The 14,600-nt window shown below is 62.5% G+C and carries 10 protein-coding genes; 2 read left to right on the top strand and 8 right to left on the bottom strand.

Annotation, left to right across the window (positions count from 1 at the left end; genetic code table 11):
- Nucleotides 1-116: 116 nt before the first annotated feature.
- From KUO17_RS21225 to KUO17_RS21245, 5 genes are all read right to left on the bottom strand, one after another.
- Nucleotides 117-818, bottom strand: a complete 702-nt coding sequence (locus KUO17_RS21225) for an ABC transporter ATP-binding protein (protein WP_217977463.1) — start codon at nucleotides 816-818, stop codon at nucleotides 117-119.
- Complete coding sequence (gene livG / locus KUO17_RS21230; RefSeq protein WP_217977464.1) at nucleotides 819-1,586, bottom strand: high-affinity branched-chain amino acid ABC transporter ATP-binding protein LivG; 768 nt, start codon at nucleotides 1,584-1,586, stop codon at nucleotides 819-821.
- On the bottom strand, nucleotides 1,583-2,839 hold the full coding sequence (locus KUO17_RS21235) for a high-affinity branched-chain amino acid ABC transporter permease LivM (protein WP_217977465.1): 1,257 nt from the start codon (nucleotides 2,837-2,839) through the stop codon (nucleotides 1,583-1,585). The genes livG and KUO17_RS21235 overlap by 4 nt, the downstream gene beginning before the upstream one ends.
- Complete coding sequence (gene livH, locus KUO17_RS21240; protein ID WP_217977466.1) at nucleotides 2,836-3,759, bottom strand: high-affinity branched-chain amino acid ABC transporter permease LivH; 924 nt, start codon at nucleotides 3,757-3,759, stop codon at nucleotides 2,836-2,838. Before livH ends, KUO17_RS21235 begins: the two co-directional genes overlap by 4 nt.
- A 225-nt stretch (nucleotides 3,760-3,984) precedes the next feature.
- Complete coding sequence (locus KUO17_RS21245; protein ID WP_217977467.1) at nucleotides 3,985-5,103, bottom strand: branched-chain amino acid ABC transporter substrate-binding protein; 1,119 nt, start codon at nucleotides 5,101-5,103, stop codon at nucleotides 3,985-3,987.
- A 356-nt stretch (nucleotides 5,104-5,459) separates the two neighbouring features.
- On the opposite strand from KUO17_RS21245, the gene KUO17_RS21250 reads away from it, so the two are divergent.
- Nucleotides 5,460-5,765, top strand: a complete 306-nt coding sequence (locus KUO17_RS21250; RefSeq protein ID WP_217977468.1) for a DUF2288 domain-containing protein — start codon at nucleotides 5,460-5,462, stop codon at nucleotides 5,763-5,765.
- A 227-nt stretch (nucleotides 5,766-5,992) separates the two neighbouring features.
- On the opposite strand, the gene KUO17_RS21255 is transcribed toward KUO17_RS21250, so the two are convergent.
- Nucleotides 5,993-8,179: a hypothetical protein gene (locus KUO17_RS21255; RefSeq protein ID WP_217977469.1), complete on the bottom strand. Its 2,187-nt coding sequence runs from the start codon at nucleotides 8,177-8,179 to the stop codon at nucleotides 5,993-5,995.
- A gap of 202 nt (nucleotides 8,180-8,381) precedes the next feature.
- On the opposite strand from KUO17_RS21255, the gene KUO17_RS21260 reads away from it, so the two are divergent.
- On the top strand, nucleotides 8,382-9,269 hold the full coding sequence (locus KUO17_RS21260) for an NAD(P)-dependent oxidoreductase (RefSeq protein WP_217977470.1): 888 nt from the start codon (nucleotides 8,382-8,384) through the stop codon (nucleotides 9,267-9,269).
- Here the strand turns inward: KUO17_RS21260 and KUO17_RS21265 are convergent.
- Nucleotides 9,169-11,421 (bottom strand): putative bifunctional diguanylate cyclase/phosphodiesterase, encoded by a 2,253-nt coding sequence (locus KUO17_RS21265; protein ID WP_217977471.1) that lies wholly within the window; start codon nucleotides 11,419-11,421, stop codon nucleotides 9,169-9,171. The two genes, KUO17_RS21260 and KUO17_RS21265, sit on opposite strands and share 101 nt — an antisense overlap.
- 261 nt (nucleotides 11,422-11,682) lie before the next feature.
- On the bottom strand, nucleotides 11,683-14,529 hold the full coding sequence (rapA, locus tag KUO17_RS21270; protein ID WP_217977472.1) for an RNA polymerase-associated protein RapA: 2,847 nt from the start codon (nucleotides 14,527-14,529) through the stop codon (nucleotides 11,683-11,685).
- Nucleotides 14,530-14,600: the final 71 nt, after the last annotated feature.

Consider the following 14,600-nt stretch of genomic DNA (forward strand, 5'->3'; position numbering starts at 1 on the left):
AAGCCAGCTCCCACAGGTTTCGCGGTGACCCCTGTGGGAGCTGGCTTGCCAGCGAAGAGGCCGGTTCAGGCACAACGAAAAACGGCCCGAAGGCCGTTTCTCGAACATCACCCGGTTCAACCGCCCAGGTAGGCGTCGCGCACTTTCGGGTCGGTCAGCAGTGCTTCACCCGTGCCTTGCATCACCACCCGGCCATTCTCCAGCACATAGGCCCGGTCGGCGATCTTCAGTGCCTGGTTGGCGTTCTGCTCCACCAGGAACACCGTCACCCCATCCTTGCGCAGCTGTTCGATGATGTCGAAGATCTGCTGGATGATGATCGGCGCCAGCCCCAGCGACGGCTCGTCGAGCAGCAGCAGCTTGGGCTTGCTCATCAGCGCCCGCCCGATCGCAAGCATCTGCTGCTCGCCACCGGACATGGTGCCGCCGCGCTGGGCGAAGCGTTCCTTGAGCCGCGGGAACAGGTGCAACACCTTGTCCATCTGCTCCTGGAAGTCGCCCTTGTCGGTGAAGAACCCGCCCATGGCCAGGTTCTCCTCGACGGTCAGACGCGAGAACACCCGTCGCCCTTCGGGCACCACCGCAATGCTCTTGCGCATGATCTGCGCCGAGCTCTGCCCCACCAGTTCCTCGCCCATGTAGCGAATGCTGCCGCTATGGGCCTGGGGTGAACCGCACAGGGTCATCAGCAGGGTCGACTTGCCGGCGCCGTTGGCACCGATCAGGGTGACGATCTCGCCCTGGCGAATCTCCACGTTGACGCTGTGCAGCGCCTGGATCTTGCCGTAGAAGGTGGAAACGTTTTCAAACTGCAGCATTTACGCTTCCCCCAGGTAGGCTTTGATCACTTCAGGGTTGTCGCGGATCTGTTCCGGGGTGCCATCGGCCAGCGGCGTGCCCTGGTTGATCACCACGATATGGTCGGAGATGCTCATGACCAGTTTCATGTCGTGCTCGATCAGCAGCACGGTGACGTTGTGTTCTTCGCGCAAGGTGCCGATCAGCGCCTTGAGGTCTTCGGTCTCCTTGGGGTTCAGGCCCGCCGCCGGTTCGTCGAGCATGAGGATCCGTGGGCGGGTCATCATGCAGCGGGCGATTTCCAGGCGCCGTTGCTGACCGTAGGCCAGCGTGCCGGCGGTACGGTTGGCGAACTCGGTGAGGTTGACCTTTTCCAGCCAGAACTGCGCGAACTCCATGGCTTCGCGCTCGCTGCGACGAAACCCCGGGGTCTTGAACAGGCCGGCGAAGAAGTTGGTGTTCAAGTGCCGGTGCTGGGCGATCAGCAGGTTTTCCAGCGCGGTCATTTCCTTGAACAGGCGCACGTTCTGGAAGGTCCGCACCACGCCCTTGCGGGCGATCTGGTGGCCGGCCAGGCCCTGGATCGGCTGGCCGTCGAGCAGGATGCTGCCGCCGCTGGGCTTGTAGAAGCCGGTCAGGCAGTTGAACACCGTGGTCTTGCCGGCGCCGTTCGGGCCGATCAGCGCCACCACTTGCTTTTCCTTGACGGACAGGGCCACGCCGTTGACCGCCAACAGGCCGCCGAAGCGCATGCTCAGGCCGCTGACTTGCAGAATTTCGCGGCTCATCGACGCAGCTCCATGTGTGGACGTTGCATAGGCAGCAGGCCTTGCGGACGCCAGATCATCATCAACACCATCAGCGCACCGAACATCAGCATCCGGTATTCGCTGAACTCACGCATCAGCTCGGGCAGCAGGATCATCACGATGGCCGCGAGGATCACGCCCAGTTGTGAGCCCATGCCGCCGAGCACGACGATGGCGAGGATGATGGCCGACTCGATGAAGGTGAACGACTCCGGTGTCACCAGGCCCTGGCGCGCGGCGAAGAAGCTGCCGGCAAACCCGGCGAACGCAGCGCCGAGGGTAAACGCGGAAAGCTTGATTACCGTCGGGTTCAGGCCCAATGCACGGCAGGCGATCTCGTCTTCACGCAGCGCTTCCCAGGCACGCCCGATCGGCATGCGCAGCAGGCGGTTGATGACGAACAGCGCCAGCAGTGCCAGCAGCAGGGCCACCAGGTAGAGGAAGATGACCTTGTTGATCGAGTTGTACTGCAGCCCGAAGAACTCATGGAAGGTCTGCATCCCCTCGGCAGCACGGCGTTCGAAGGTCAGGCCGAAGAACTCGGGCTTGGGGATGCTGCTGATGCCGTTGGGGCCACCGGTCCAGTCGGTCAGGTTACGCAGGAACAGGCGGATGATCTCGCCAAAGCCCAGGGTCACGATCGCCAGGTAGTCACCGCGCAGGCGCAGCACCGGGAAACCGAGCAGGAAGCCGAAGGTGGCGGCCATCAGGCCGGCGATCGGCAGGCACACCCAGAAGCTCCAGCCCAGGTAATGCGACAGCATCGCGTAGCTGTAGGCGCCGACGGCGTAGAAGCCGACATAACCAAGGTCCAGCAGGCCCGCAAGGCCCACCACGATGTTCAGGCCAAGCCCCAGCAGCACATAGATCAGGATCAGTGTGGCGATGTCGACCGCACCGCGCGAACCGAAGAACGGCCAGACCAGCGCCATCACGATCAGGCCCATGATGATCCAGCGCTGTGTCTTGGGCAGGGTCAGGTAATTGCTCACCGCGGGCGAGATCAGCTTGCGATCCGAGCGGCGGCTCATCACCGAACTCCACTGCCGGTCGAACAGCACGCGCAGGAACATCAGCACCGAACACAGGGCGATCACGCTCAAGGTCAGTGGGCCCTGGCCGTGCACTTCCAGGTTGATGCCGACGATGCTGAGTTTGAGGCCCAGCACCGGGAAGGCCACGGCCCAGACCAGCAAGGCGCTGAAAAACGCCGATTTAAGATGTCTGCTCATACTTTCTCAACCTCCGGACGGCCGAGGATGCCGGTCGGACGGAACAACAGCACCAGAACCAGAAGACCGAATGCCACCACGTCCTTGTACTGGTCACCGAAGATATCGGCGCCAAAGGCTTCGGCCACGCCCAGCACCAGCCCGCCGAGCATGGCGCCCGGAATGCTGCCGATGCCGCCCAGCACCGCCGCGGTAAAGGCCTTGAGGCCCACCAGGAAACCGGCGTTGGGGTTGATCACGCCGTACTGCATGCTCAGCAGTACGGCTGCCACGGCCGCCAGGGCCGCACCGATCACGAAGGTCAGGGCGATGATGTTGTTGGTGTTGATGCCCAGCAGGTTGGCCATCTTGATGTCTTCGGCGCAGGCGCGGCAGGCGCGGCCCAGGCGTGAACGCGAGATGAACAGGGTCAGGCCGGTCATGGCCACCAGGGTGACGATGAAGACCAGAATCTGCATGTAGCTGATCAGGACTTCCTCAGCGCCGCCCGGGCCGAAGGAAATGCTCCCCGGAATCAGGTTGGGGATCGACTTGTCCTTGGAGTCCTGGGACAGCAATACGGTGTTCTGCAGGAAAATCGACATGCCGATGGCGGAGATCAGCGGGATCAGCCGGTTGCTGTTGCGCAAGGGGCGGTAAGCGACCCGTTCGATGCTGTAGCCATAGGCACTGGTAACCACGATGGTCGCAATGAACGCGGCGGTCATCAGTATCGGCAGTGAATCGATACCCATCATGGCAAGCCCGGCAAGGGCGATGAACGCCACGTAGGAACCGATCATGTACACCTCGCCATGGGCGAAGTTGATCATTCCAATGATGCCGTAAACCATTGTGTAGCCAATGGCTATCAAGGCATAGGTGCTGCCAATGGTCAGGCCATTAACCAGCTGTTGGAAGAAGTGATAGATCTCAGGCATTACAGCGCTCCTAAAAACCCGATACGCATTTCACTGGTGGGAAGGTACCCGGCCCGGTCGTGTGGTCTGTGGCCACTTCACCCAGGCAACTGCCAGCGAACCGCTGGTGACGGTTTTAAGATTTTCAGGTGAACCTGCCCCCGGATCGCGGGAATCAGGCCCATGAACCTCGTAAAACAAAGCCCACTGCTCGCACAGTGGGCTTGTAGTCATGGAGTGACGGGATTACTGAGGGGAAACTTCGGTTTTAGGTTTGCCGAAATGCCATTCGTAGACCACGAACTTGAAGTCCTTCAGGTCGCCCTTGGCGTCGTACGAGAGATCGCCGGTCGGGGTCTTGAAGGTGCCGGCGTGGATGGCTTCTGCCACCTTGTCGGTGTCTTCGCTCTTGGCGGCCTTGATGCCTTCGGCGATCAACGTGACAGCCGAGTAGGCCGGGAACACGAACGGGCCGCTCGGGTCCTTGCCATCAGCCTTGATCGCATCGGCGATCGCCTTGTTGGCAGGGTCGGTGTCGAACGACTTGGGCAGGGTCACCAGCAGGCCTTCGGAAGCGCCCTGGGCGATCTGCGAGATGGAGTCGTTGCCCACACCCTCTGGGCCCATGAACTTGGCTTTCAGGCCTTTTTCCTGGGCCTGGCGCAGGATCAGGCCCAGCTCTGGGTGGTAGCCGCCGTAGTAGACGAAGTCGACGTTGTTCTGCTTGAGCTTCTGGATGATCGAGGAGAAGTCCTTGTCGCCGGCGTTCAGGCCTTCGAACACGGCAACCTTGGTGCCTTTGCCTTCCAGGGTCTGCTTGACGGCGGTGGCGATGCCTTCACCGTACTGCTGCTTGTCGTGCAGCACTGCAACGACCTTGGGCTTGACGTGGTCGGCGATGTAGTTGCCGGCGGCCGGGCCCTGGGCGCTGTCCAGGCCGATGGTGCGGAAGATCAGCTTGTAGCCACGGGAGGTGATTTCCGGGCTGGTGGCCGCCGGGGTGATCATGATCACGCCTTCGTCTTCGTAGATGTCCGACGCGGGCTGGGTGGAGCTGGAGCAGAGGTGGCCGATGACGTACTTGACGCCGTCGTTGACTACCTTGTTGGCGACTGCCACGGCCTGTTTAGGGTCGCAGGCATCATCGTATTCCTTGGCTTCGAGCATCTTGCCGTCGACGCCGCCCTTGGCGTTGATGTCTTTGATAGCCTGTTTTGCGCCAATGAACTGCATGTCACCGTATTGAGTAACCGGGCCGGTTTTCGGGCCGGCGATGCCGATCTTGATGGTATCGGCGGCAACTGCATGGCTGGCGACCCCGGCCAGAACCATTGCGGCGAACAGCTTGGAAATCTGCTTACTCATAGTGCTCCACTCATTCTGTTGTAATTTTTATAGTCCTGGCGTCCAGGGCTACAGGACCGGGATACCGGTACGGCCACGCCGTACTGCCTCCCCCGTGTTCCCCCGCAAAATGCCCCGGCAACTGTACCGGTACAGTGTAGAGCGCCGCTTGATCGCTTGAAAAGCAGGCGCGCTGGGGCAAAATCCGGGGGTGTCGCCTAATCGACAGAAACGTACATAAATGCGCCGCCATTTTGCCAGCATGTTGCGCCAGCGCAGGGCATTCAGGACTTTGCCGATCAATTACTTATTTGAAACTGGGTTTTTCTGCAAAAATAGCGACCTTTCAGTGGTCGAATTATTTCTGGTAGGAACCCATGACAGATCAACCAAGCACCCTCTATGCCAAATTGCTCGGCGAGACCGCAATCATCGAGTGGAAAGCGCTGGAGCGTTTTTGGGCCAAGGGTGACCTGATTTGGGTCGACCCCTCGCTGGACCTGATCGAGGTCGCGTCGGCAATGGCCGAAAACCGTAGTGAAACCTTCGAGAAGTGGCGAAGTAATGGCACGGTCGTGCCGGTGACTGCCGAGCACGCGCTAGACCTTTCGAGCACCGATGCACCGATCTGGGCCGTGGTGGTTTCGCCGTTTATCGTGATTCAGAAAAAGTCTGCGCCCTGATTTGGTGCGCGAAAACAAACAGCCGGCAGTTTTTGGTGCGCGAGGGCGTTCAGGCGGGGTGGTTGTTGGTAACAGTGGGGTAGAGGTTAAACTAGCGCGGTAACAGTTCTGGCCCCTTCGCTGGCAAGCCAGCTCCCACAGGTACTCCACTGTTCTCGAAACGGGTGGAGAGCCTGTGGGAGCTGGCTTGCCAGCGAAGGGGCCGCACCGCGGCCGATCCGGGAGACTTATTCGTAGTCAGTCTTGCCGGTATGGCTGTTGAGCGAAATCACGCGGGTCTTGCCAATGCGGTGACGGTAGATCTCACGCAGGTACTTCACCGCCTTTTTCACGCATTCGCGTGACAGGCGGATATCGTTGATCGACACGAACTTGCTCTTGTCGTTGATCAGCTCGCGGTACTTCTTCTCGTACATCGGCTTGATCGCATACCAGTTGGTATCGAGGATCTTGGCCGGGTTCTCGAATTCGTTGAGCAGGTCATCGATACGGTCCTCGTCGAACGCCTCGCTGGTGATGAAGTCGAGGATGGCGTTGTCCAGGGTGTCGTCGAAGCGGTACGGCGTACGCGCAAAGCAGCGCTTGATGAAGGCCACGATCAGCGTCAGGAAGTCATCCGACAGGCACGGGCTCTTGGCAATCAGGGTGGTCAGCGAGAGGTTGGCCGAGGCACCGATCACCAGCGCGTAGCGCTTGAGCGTGGTGTTGGGGAACAGGCTGTTGAGGTGGGTCTTGAGCCGGTTCAGGTCCATGTACGACAGCTTGTAGTCCTTGGGCAGCGACACGATCGACACCACCGACGAGCAGTTCTTGAAGAAGTGCAGGTCGTGCAGCGCCGCGGCGTCATAGCCGGAAGCCTTGTACTGCTCCAGCGCTGCGCGGTAGCGCTTGGACTCGATCGGCAGCAGGCTGATGCCCTCGATCGCCTGGGTCACCTTGTTGAAGTGCGGCAGGTCGATGGAACGGAAGAACAGGTCGTCGATGTTGAGCTGCGGCTTTTCCTTCTCGAACACCTTGAACTTGTCGCTGCCCGGCACGGGCTGTTCCGGCACCACCGATTCGGCATAGGCGATCGCCACCGGGCCTGCCAGGCTCATGAACAGGTCGTTGGCATCCAGGCGGATGGTCTCGCCGATGTCGATGCCGGCGCGGCGGAAGTAGTTCTGGTCGTAGTCGGTGGTCACCGCCTGGGCGGTGAGGATGTTGAAGATCTGCTGGGAGATGTACTGGTTGGCGTGCTTCTCCATGGCATTGACGTCAATGTCCTGGATATTGCCGTCATCGTTCTCTTCGGCGTAACGCATGATGTCGTTGGAGATCAGCATCATCGCGTTCCACGGGCGGATACGCCCCATCACGCTGGCTTCGCTGCTGTCTTCATTGTCGAAGTTGTACGAGAAGTCCCATTCCTCCGACAGGTACTTGCACAGCAGGCGGCCGGCGTTGATGTGCAGTGCCTCGGACATCTCGCTGCGGTGGTCGGAGATGTTCGGCAGCACGCAGATGCCGCTGGTGAAGATCGGCTCGAACACGAACGAATGGCCGCTCTTGCCGTCGTTCTCGTCGGCCGGCTTGGTGTCGAAGGTCTTGTTCATGTACGAGTACTGCTGGGCCAGGCCGAACTCCGAGGCCATGCCCGAACCGGTACCGCCACCGGCGCTGAAGATGTAGAAGTACAGCCGCGACTGGTTGGCCTTGATGCCGCACGAGTCGATCAGGTACGAGTGGATCAGCTTCCAGTCGGCGCTGGAGAAGCGCTGGGTTTCCTTGTTGAGGATGATCTTGGCCAGGTACTGGCCCAGGATCGGCGCGTTGCCTGCGCCGCCGGCATGCACCTCGGACAGGTCCATGATCTTCATCTTGCTGTAGTCGCGCAGGAAGCCGCTTTTTTCGCCTTTGCGCGAGAAGCGGATACGCCCGGCGATGTCCTTGTCCAGATCGCCCAGCATCACCAGCGGCTCGACCAGGAACACCGGCTTGGCACTCTTGTTCTGCACCAGGCGCAGGTTGTTGCGGATCCAGCGGCCGGGGCTGTAGCTCTGTTCGCTGCCGTTGCGGTCTTCGTTGTTGAATTCGTTGAGGTAGAAGGTGCGCGCGTTGTACACCAGCTCCGCCACATCCAGGGCGATGTTGGAGCCACAGCGGCCCAGGCCGATCAGGCAGACGGACGGAAACTGCTGGTCCAGGCGCAGTTGGGTGTCATCTTCGACGTGCACGCTGGGCGGGAAAACCAGGTCGCGCAGGCCGTCGAGGTTGTCCAGGATGCGCTGGATGTCGGTCTCCGTGTAGTACAGGTACTGCTGCGGCGTTGCCGTGCGTGGGCTGTAGTAATCTCGAGGCGCCGGGGCGGTCGGCGCGGTGGAAGATGACATCAGTTCGGAAACCGCGGTGGCAGAAGTATTCTTCGAGGTCATTGTGCGCCATTTGCCTGGGGTGGACGGCTGGTAAAAGTGGATATCATCGAGCCATCACTGGATAAGTTTCGCGACTGTATCAGTGCGCCTTTGGCGTGAGCGATAGGGTCTTGCCCTAGTACCCTCTAAGGGTTTTCCTGCTACGCCTGATCTGTAAATATCGTCCGCTTCGTCAACTTCTTTAATTCTGCCTGGAGCCGTCATGAGCACTGCACTACCTTCCCTGGGGTTCGCCGGTATCGGTTTGATGGGGCTGCCGATGTGTCGGCGCCTGCTGGCGGCGGGTTACCCGCTGACCGTGTGGAACCGCTCGCCGGACAAGTGCGCACCGCTGGTGGCGGCCGGCGCACGCCTGGTGCGCAGCCCCGCCGAACTGTGCACGGCGGCGGACGTGGTGATGCTGTGCCTGGCCGATACCGGCGTGGTGCGCGAGGTGGTGTTCGGTGCCGACGGTATCGCCCAGGGCGCCGTCGCGGGGCAGTTGCTGGTGGATTTTTCCAGCCTGGAACCCGCCGCCACCCGCGACATGGCCGCGCAACTGGAGCAGGCCTGCGGCATGCGCTGGCTGGATACGCCCGTCTCCGGTGGCACGCCGGGTGCCGAGGCGGGCACCCTGGCGATCATGGTGGGGGGGGATGCGGCCGACCTGGCGCGGGTTCGCCCGGTGCTCGAGGTGCTGGGGCAACGGGTCACGCACATGGGCGCGGTGGGGGCAGGGCAGGTGACCAAGGCGTGCAACCAGATGATCGTGGCCTGCAATGCGCTGGTGATTGCCGAAGTGGTGGCCCTGGCCGAACAGTCAGGGGTGGATGCCAGCCTGATTGCCGAGGCCCTGGCGGGTGGTTTTGCCGACTCCAGGCCGCTGCAGATACTCGCACCGCAAATGGCCCAAAGCCGCTTCGAACCGGTGAAATGGCACGTGCGAACCTTGCTCAAGGACCTGGACACGGCGGTGAAGTTTTCTCGCGAGCAGGGCTCGGCGGTGCCGATCAGCGGCCTGGCGGCGCAGCTGATGCGCCTGCACGGTAGCCAGGGGTATCTGGAAAAAGATCCAGCGACCCTGGTCGAACTGTTTCGCCACACGGCCTAGGTATCCCTTCGCGCTGGTTGAGCTCGCCGAGCACCGCGCGCAGCTCGCCCAGCGGCACAGGCCGGCTGAGCAGGTAGCCCTGGAGGAAATCGCAGCCTTGCTGGCGCAGGAACTGGTACTGCTCGACGGTTTCCACGCCTTCGGTCACCACCTTCAGGTGCAGGGTATGGGCCATGATGATGATCGCCTGGACAATGTCCATGTCCTGGCCGGAGCGCGGGATGTCCTGGATGAACGAACGGTCGATCTTCAGGGTGTCCAGCGGCAGGCGCTTGAGGTAGGCCAGCGACGAGTAGCCGGTGCCGAAATCGTCGATCGACAGCGACACGCCCTTGGCGCGAATGCGCTCCAGCAGCGCGATGGTGTTGTGGATATTGCCCATCAGGGCGTTCTCCGTGACTTCCAGCTCCAGGCGCCAGGCCTGCAACCCTGCGCTGTTGAGGGCATCCTCCACTTCACTGGCGAGTTCTTCTCGGCCCAGGGTCAGGGCCGAGCAGTTGACCGTCACCTTGAGCTGGTCGTAGCCGTGGCGATTGAGCTGGGCCAGGTCCAGGCAGGCGCGACGCAGTATCCACAGGTCAAGGTCGGTGATCAGCCCGTTGGCCTCGGCGATGCCGAGGAAACGGTCCGGGCCGAGCAGGCCGTGTTGCGGGTGCTGCCAGCGAATCAGCGCTTCGAGCTTGGCCACCCGGCCGCTGTCCAGGTCGAAGATCGGCTGGTAGTGAATGCGCAGCCCGCGCTCCTCGAGCAGGGCCAAGCGCAGTGCTTCCTCCAACTGCAACTCCAGGGCGGCACGGGTTTTCAGGTTGCTGCTGAAGAAATTCAGGTTGTTGCGACCGCTGCCCTTGGATTGGTACAGGGCCAGGTCGGCATGCTTGAGCAGTTCGTCGCAGGTGTCGCCGTCGTCAGGGAACACGCTGATGCCGATGCTGGTGGTCATGACCATGCGCCGTCCGCCCAGGTCGATCGGTTCCTTGACCTTGTGCATGATGCGCTGGGCCAGGTGACGGGCTTCTTCGCGGCTGTGCAGGCCGATCAGAATGCAGAACTCGTCGCCGCCAAAGCGCGCCACCACGTCCTGGCTGCGGGTGGCCGCCTTGATGTGACTGGCGATGATCTTCAGCAACTGGTCGCCCGCATCATGCCCCAGGCTGTCATTGATGCGCTTGAAGTGGTCGATGTCGAGGAACATCAGCGCCAGCATGCCGTGGTTGGTGCGTTGTTCGGCGAGGCGCTCGGCGAACACCTGGTTGAAGCCGCGGCGGTTGATCAGGTTGGTCAGCGCATCGTAGTGCGCGGCCTGCTGCAGCGATACCCGCGCCTGGTCGAGTTGGCTGAGCAGCATGTTGACCCGTTGCAGGTCGTGCTCCTTGCTTTGCAGCTTCTTGTCCGAGAGTGCGGCGCTGATGCAACTGGCGCTGATCAGCAGCGCCACGAAGGCGATGGCCAGGCTCAGTTGCAGGCTGTTGTCGCTCATCGGCAGTTGCAGTGGCATGCCTTCGGGCAGTACCAGGGTCAGTGCCCACATGCCGGTGAAATGGGTAGCGATGATGCCGCCGGCCATCACCAGGCTGGCGAACGCCTTGTACAGCGTGCTGCGCTCGCGTCGGTAACGCGCCAGCACCAGGGCCAGCAGGCTGGCGCCGAAGGCGATGATCACCGAGGCCACCAGCAGGTCTGGGCGGTAGTACTGCTGTGCGTTCGAGCGCAGGGCGGCCATGCCGGTGTAGTGCATGGCGCCGATGCCAAGGCCGATGATCGCGGCGGCCAGTACATAGTGATGGCGGCGTGACGGGGTGCGGCTGAGCAGGTCCAGCGCGACCCAGGCGGCGAGTAGCATGAGCAGCAGTGACGTGCCCGTGAGCGCCACGTCGTAGTGCACTTCCAGCACGGCGTCGAAGGCAAGCATGCTGATGAAATGCATGCCCCAGATACTGCACGCCAGGCAGAAGGTACCCAGTACGCGCCACTGGCGCTTGGCCGCCGCCTGTTCGGCGGTGCTGATGCGCTCGATCATGTCCAGGGTGGCGAAGCTGCCAGCGCAGGCGACCAGGTACGCGAGCACCACCAGGTACGGATTATGCTGACAATCGAGGATCAGTTGCCCGGATGCCGGCAGTTCGGCGATCACATGCAGCCCCAGCCACTCCATAGCATGCCTCTTCGTCGAGTGTGCACGCGGCCCCCAGCGAGTGGAGACTGTTCTGGCTGAGTATAGGAACAGAGCATTAACCCATCGGGATTAATGGCAGTTTGACTTGAATGAATTGGTGATTGAGACCATAGCGTTCGGTTCTAAAACCAGTTGCCCCTCTTCGCTGGCAAGCCAGCTCCCACAGGGTAATCACCGTTCTGACGATCAGTGGTGTACCTGTGGGAGCTGGCTTGCCAGCGAAGGGAGCAACGGAGTCTGTCAGCCTGCTACCAGCACCCGGATCGCTTCAAGACGCAAGGCCGCCTTGTCGAGCATCGCCAGGCCTTGCTCGCGTTGCGCACGCAAGGCATCGATCTCGGTGTCACGCACGGTCGGGTTCACCGCCTGCAACGCGGTCAGGCGCGCCAGTTCTTCGTCGGTCTCGGCGGCCAGCCGGCGCTGCGCCTCGGCCACACGCTCGGCATGGCGTGGCAGGATCTTGGCTTCACCGGCATTGATGCGCGGGGTCAGCACGTCGCGCTGGGCCTGGATGAACTTGTTGGCGCTGGCCTTGGGCACGCTTTCCAGCTGGTCGTTGAGGGTTTCGAACGATACCCGCGAGGCCAGGTCGTTGCCGTTGGTGTCGAGCAGGCAGCGCAGCGCCGCCGGCGGCAGGTAGCGGCCCAGTTGCAGGGCGCGCGGGGCGACCACTTCGCTGACGTACAGCAGCTCGAGCAGCACGGTGCCTGGCTTGAGCGCCTTGTTCTTGATCAGTGCCACGGCGGTGTTGCCCATCGAGCCGCTGAGCACCAGGTCCATGCCACCCTGCACCATCGGGTGCTCCCAGGTGATGAACTGCATGTCTTCACGCGACAGCGCCTGGTTGCGGTCGTAGGTGATGGTCACGCCTTCGTCGTCGCCCAGCGGGAAGCTGGCGTCGAGCATCTTCTCGCTCGGCTTGAGGATCAGGGCGTTTTCCGAATGGTCTTCGCTGTCGATGCCGAACGCGTCGAACAGGGTTTCCATGTAGATCGGCAGGGCGAACTGGTCGTCCTGCTCCAGGATCGCCTCGACCAGTTCCTGGCCTTCGCCGGCACCGCCGGAGTTGAGTTCCAGCAGGCGGTCGCGGCCGCTGTGCAGCTCGGACTCCAGGCGCTCGCGCTCGGCATGCGCTTCTTGTACCAGCGCTTCCCACTCGCCGTCGTCACCGCTTTCGAGCAGCGGCAGCAGGCGCGGGCCGAACCGATGTTGCAGGGCGTTGCCGGTGGGGCAGGTATTGAGGAATGCATTCAGCGCCTGGTGGTACCACTGGAACAGGCGCTCTTGCGGGCTGTTCTGCAGGTGCGGCACGTGCAGCTCGATGGTGTGCTTCTGGCCGATGCGGTCCAGGCGCCCGATGCGCTGCTCGAGCAGGTCGGGGTGGGCCGGCAGGTCGAACAGTACCAGGTGATGGGCGAACTGGAAGTTGCGGCCTTCACTGCCGATCTCCGAGCAGATCAGCACTTGCGCGCCAAACTCTTCGTCGGCGAAGTAAGCGGCGGCGCGGTCGCGCTCCAGGATGCTCATGCCTTCATGGAACACCGTGGCCGGGATCCCGGAGCGCACGCGCAGGGCGTCTTCCAGGTCCATGGCGGTTTCGGCATGGGCGCAGATCACCAGCACCTTGACGCGCTTGAGCATCTTCAGGGTGTCGATCAGCCACTCCACACGGGGGTCGAAGCGCCACCAGCGATTCTCTTCGTCGGTGTCGCCCTGGGCCTGGAAGCTGACTTCCGGGTACAGGTCGGCATGCTCGCCCACCGGCAGTTCCATGTATTCGTCGGGGCACGGCAGCGGGTAGGCGTGCAGCTGGCGCTGCGGGAAGCCCTGTACCGCAGCGCGGGTGTTGCGAAACAGCACACGGCCGGTGCCGTGGCGGTCCAGCAGCTCGCGGATCAGACGGGCGCTGGCCTGGGTATCACCGTCGTTGACCGCGTTCAGCAGCGCTTCACCCTCGGCACCGAGGAAGCCCTGGATGGTGGCGTGAGCCTTGGACGAGAGACGCCCTTCGTCGAGCAGCTCCTGCACCGCTTCGGCCACCGGGCGATAGTTGTCGCTCTCGGCGCGGAAGGCGGCCAGGTCGTGGAAACGGTTCGGGTCCAGCAGGCGCAGGCGCGCGAAGTGGCTGTCCTGGCCCAGTTGTTCCGGGGTGGCGGTGAGCAGCAGCACGCCGGGGATGACCTCGGCCAGTTGCTCGACCAGCGCGTACTCGGGGCTGACCTGGTCTTCGTGCCACACCAGGTGGTGCGCCTCGTCGACCACCAGCAGGTCCCAGCCGGCGGCGAACAGGGCGTCCTGGGCCTTTTCGTCCTCGGTCAGCCATTCCAGCGCGACCAGCGCCAGTTGTGCGTCCTCGAACGGGTTGCTGGCGTCGCTTTCGATGAAGCGTTCGGCGTCGAACAGCGCCACCTGCAGGTTGAAGCGCCGGCGCATTTCCACCAGCCACTGGTGCTGCAGGTTCTCCGGCACCAGGATCAGCACGCGGTTGGCGCGGCCCGAGAGCAGTTGGCGATGGATCACCAGGCCTGCCTCGATGGTCTTGCCCAGGCCCACTTCGTCGGCCAGCAGTACGCGTGGCGCGATGCGGTCGGCCACTTCACGGGCAATGTGCAACTGGTGGGCAATGGGTTGGGCACGGGTGCCGCCCAGGCCCCACAGCGACGACTGCAACTGGCGGCTGGTGTGTTCCAGGGTGTTGTAGCGCAGCGAGAACCACGCCAGCGGGTCGATCTGCCCGGCGAACAGGCGGTCGCTGGCCAGGCGGAACTGGATGAAGTTCGACAGCTGGGTCTCGGGCAGGGTGCAGGCCTGGTTCTGGCCGTCGAGGCCGTGATACACCAGCAACCCGTCGACATCCTCGACTTCGCGCACGGTCAGCTTCCAGCCTTCGAAGTGGGTGATCTGGTCGCCCGGCGAGAAACGTACGCGGGTCAGGGGCGCATTGCGCAAGGAGTACTGGCGGGTGTCGCCAGTGGCCGGGTAGAGCACGGTCAACAAGCGGCCGTCCTGTGCCAGAACGGTCCCCAGACCCAGCTCGGCTTCGCTGTCGCTGATCCAGCGTTGCCCCGGTTGATACTGCTGCGCCATACTGCCTGACTCCCGCCATTCAAAAGGCGACTATCTTAACGGATAGGGCTGCGCAGACCAAAGCGTCTAGC

This window comes from Pseudomonas aegrilactucae (assembly GCF_019168305.1).
Taxonomy (GTDB): domain Bacteria; phylum Pseudomonadota; class Gammaproteobacteria; order Pseudomonadales; family Pseudomonadaceae; genus Aquipseudomonas; species Aquipseudomonas aegrilactucae.